2 protein-coding genes and 2 pseudogenes are annotated in these 2,852 nt (G+C 64.6%); 1 reads left to right on the forward strand and 3 read right to left on the reverse strand.

What is annotated here, in order from left to right; genetic code table 11:
• Positions 1–93: 93 nt before the first annotated feature.
• Positions 94–630: pseudogene (locus tag EV655_RS18380) on the forward strand (transposase); the annotation flags it as partial.
• A gap of 294 nt (positions 631–924) precedes the next feature.
• On the opposite strand, the gene EV655_RS18385 reads toward EV655_RS18380, so the two are convergent.
• The 3 genes and pseudogenes from EV655_RS18385 to EV655_RS18395 form a co-directional block, all read right to left on the reverse strand.
• Complete coding sequence (locus EV655_RS18385; protein WP_132546801.1) at positions 925–1,311, reverse strand: type II toxin-antitoxin system death-on-curing family toxin; 387 nt, start codon at positions 1,309–1,311, stop codon at positions 925–927.
• Positions 1,308–1,532 (reverse strand): AbrB/MazE/SpoVT family DNA-binding domain-containing protein, encoded by a 225-nt coding sequence (locus EV655_RS18390; protein ID WP_132546802.1) that lies wholly within the window; start codon positions 1,530–1,532, stop codon positions 1,308–1,310. The genes EV655_RS18385 and EV655_RS18390 overlap by 4 nt, the downstream gene beginning before the upstream one ends.
• Before the next feature lie 618 nt (positions 1,533–2,150).
• A pseudogene (locus tag EV655_RS18395) lies at positions 2,151–2,330 on the reverse strand (phage integrase N-terminal SAM-like domain-containing protein); the annotation flags it as partial.
• Between the last annotated feature and the right edge of the window lie 522 nt (positions 2,331–2,852).

Here is a 2,852-nt window from a genome sequence, read left to right on the forward strand (position 1 = left end):
GGCCGGAATCCTATGAAATCCTGCAGGCCATGGCGACAAAAACCTCCGGTTTCAGGATGAAGATCAACCACTTCGCCGTTGTTCAGGCCGGACTACTTCAGCGGCGCTGAGATTTTCGCCTGCCACGCCGCCGGCATCGCCACGACCGTGCCGCGCCCCGAGACCTCCGGCAACCGCGGCAAGGGCATGTTCGTGAAGGCCGACTTCCATTACGAGCCCGACCGCGACATCTATCGTTGTCCGGCCGGCAACGAACTGACCTACCGCTATACGCGAGAGGAAGACGGCCAGCAGGTGCGGCGATACTGGATCAACGACTACCAGCATTGCCCGCTCCAGCCGCGTTGCACGAGCGGCAAGGAACGCCGCATCACCCGGTGGGAGCACGAAAACCTGATCGACGCCATGCGTGAGCGCCTCGGCCGCGACCCGGATCCGATGACGCTGCGGCGTTGCACGGTCGAGCACCCGTTCGGCACGATCAAGGCCTGGATGGGCGCGACCCATTTCCAGATGCGAAGACTGCCGAACGTCCGCACCGAGATGGCACTCCACGTCCTCGCCTACAACATCAAGAGGATGGTCGCCCTGGTCGGCATCCGCAGGCTGATGGAGGCGATCCCGGGCTGATCGGGAACTACCCGCGCCAAGAGAACAAGCGCCAGGCCCCGCCCTGCGAAACCGCCCCCAAACGAACCCCTTCCGCGGCTTTCAGAGGAAAACCGATGCTCGCAGGACGCCCGGCGATCTCAAAGCCATCGCGCAGAGAGTTTCCACACAGGCTCGGCCGATCAGGGCTGAGGTTGAATGGCACCCGAGCCCCCCGTGGGCCGGCCCCTCGCGAAAATTGTTGAAGAGCCGACTGGAGCGCTATCCGCGACGTGCTTGTTGGTGCCCGCGGCCCTCGAAGAGATCTTCGGTGAGTCAGATCGCGTTCATGCCGGTCGCCAGCCACGTGGCGAAGTCCGCCTCGCTGATCTCTCCTGCCGCCAGGGTCTCCATCATCCTGACGCCCTCGATCGTGTCGGGGCGGAAAGAGTGGCCGTTCAGGCGCAGGAATGTGAGCGCCGTCACGAAGGCCGTGCGCTTGTTGCCATCCACGAAGGCGTGAGCCCTGGAGATTCCGAAGGCATAAGCCGCGGCAATCTCCGCAAGCCCGGAGTCGGTGTAGGCCGCGAGGTTCATCGCCCGAGCGCAGCCCATCTCCAGGAGCGCCCGGTCGCGCATGCCGGACGCGCCGCCATGCCGGGCTATCTGTCTGTCGTGGATCGCAACGACCGCGGCGAGCGGAACCCAGACCGGCTCGCTCACGCAAGGGCCTGAAGCAGGTCGCGGTTTTCGTCCATCACGATCTCCGCGGCGGCCAAGGCGGCGGCGACCCCGGGATCGTGCGGCGTGATCTTCAGGCTGCCGTCGTCTCCGCGCATGACGAAGAGCGTGTCACCCTCCTTCGCGTCGAGGATGGTGAGCATTTCGGTGGTGAGGGTCATGACGGCAGAGTTGCCAACTCTCCGGATCCTGGTTTCGATCACGACGCGACTCCTTGGATATATGAAAGTATATACATCATTGGCCGTGGTGCGCAAGCCCTCAACGCTTATCGTCAGGGGCTGGGCCCGGCGGGCCTCCGTCAGGTTCTGAACTCGCTTGCGCAACGAAGGATTGGTTCGGTGAAGCCGCGCCGCTATGTCCATCTGGTCGACGAGGGTCCGGTCTGGTGAAGGTTTTCCGATGCGGCCGTGGCGTGTGGCTTCGTCTGGGCGTGACCTCGGATCGCGTTGGAAAACCTCCCAAGGAGGAAGCCGCGGGGGGCTGGTGGTGTCTATGGGGAAAGGGCGCACCGGGTGGTTGTCGGGTTCAGTCTCGGCTTGGGGTCGTGTCCGTAGTGCGCGTCGGGACGGGCCGTTTCTGGGCATAGGTGGCGAGGAAACCGGCGCCGTGGGCGACCTCTTTGCCGGCGAGCTGGAGCGCGGTGAGGGTACAGGACATGCGGGATCGGCCGATCCCCCCGTGGCTGGGGCTGGCATGACGATCGTCTGGGGGATGGGGCGTGTCATCATGCTGCCTGGTCCCTCGGTGGGGCGCGTGACCGGGGTTTCTGGCCGCGCCGGAATATCTCGATCGCGCGCATGGGGCCGCCGCAGCAAGGGCACGTGCAGTTGATAGGCCCGCAGATCCTCAGGCGTCGCGGTATCGGGTGATCGACCGAGGAAGGCCGCGAAATCCTTGATCGCCCGGATGTGGGACTTCTGCGCCTTGTCGCCCATCCCACGGATCCGCATGTCTTCGATCATCCGCTGACGCAGCGGGGTGGTTCTCTCCTCCTTCATGGAAACCTCCTGTCTGATGAGGGGAAGACCCCAAGCGTCAGACAGAAAGCCCCGCAGCCAAAGGCGCTACGATCAGATCAACGCCGAACACCAGCCAAGGCGCCATTGCCACGGAGCGGCTTCGTCCATGGGCCGACCTTGACCTTCAACTTGCGCGGTGGCACCCAGCCTGCGCTGGTCGCTTCCTGCGCATTCCGCTCGTTCGGACGAGGCGCGGCGTCCGTCGAGATATGCCCCGCGGTTGAGGCACGGACCGGGATCGGTCGATATCTGACCTTCTAGGTATTTAGTGCCCAGTCCGACGGGCCGGTCAGACCCCTCGCAAAACCCTGTCGGCATCACATGAACGCTGCGATGAAGGAACACCGCCCGCGGCGACGGTGAGAGCTTCCGGGCGAGGCGGCAGACCGCGGTACCGGTGCGATCGGCCATCGCCCCAGCATCCCAATGCTTGCGAAAGAAGCGAGGGCCCGGCGGTCAAACGGGTGAGTACCCTGCCTTTGCCGTCAGAATGGAAAGACG

It is taken from the genome of Rhodovulum euryhalinum, assembly GCF_004342445.1.
Classification (GTDB): domain Bacteria; phylum Pseudomonadota; class Alphaproteobacteria; order Rhodobacterales; family Rhodobacteraceae; genus Rhodovulum; species Rhodovulum euryhalinum.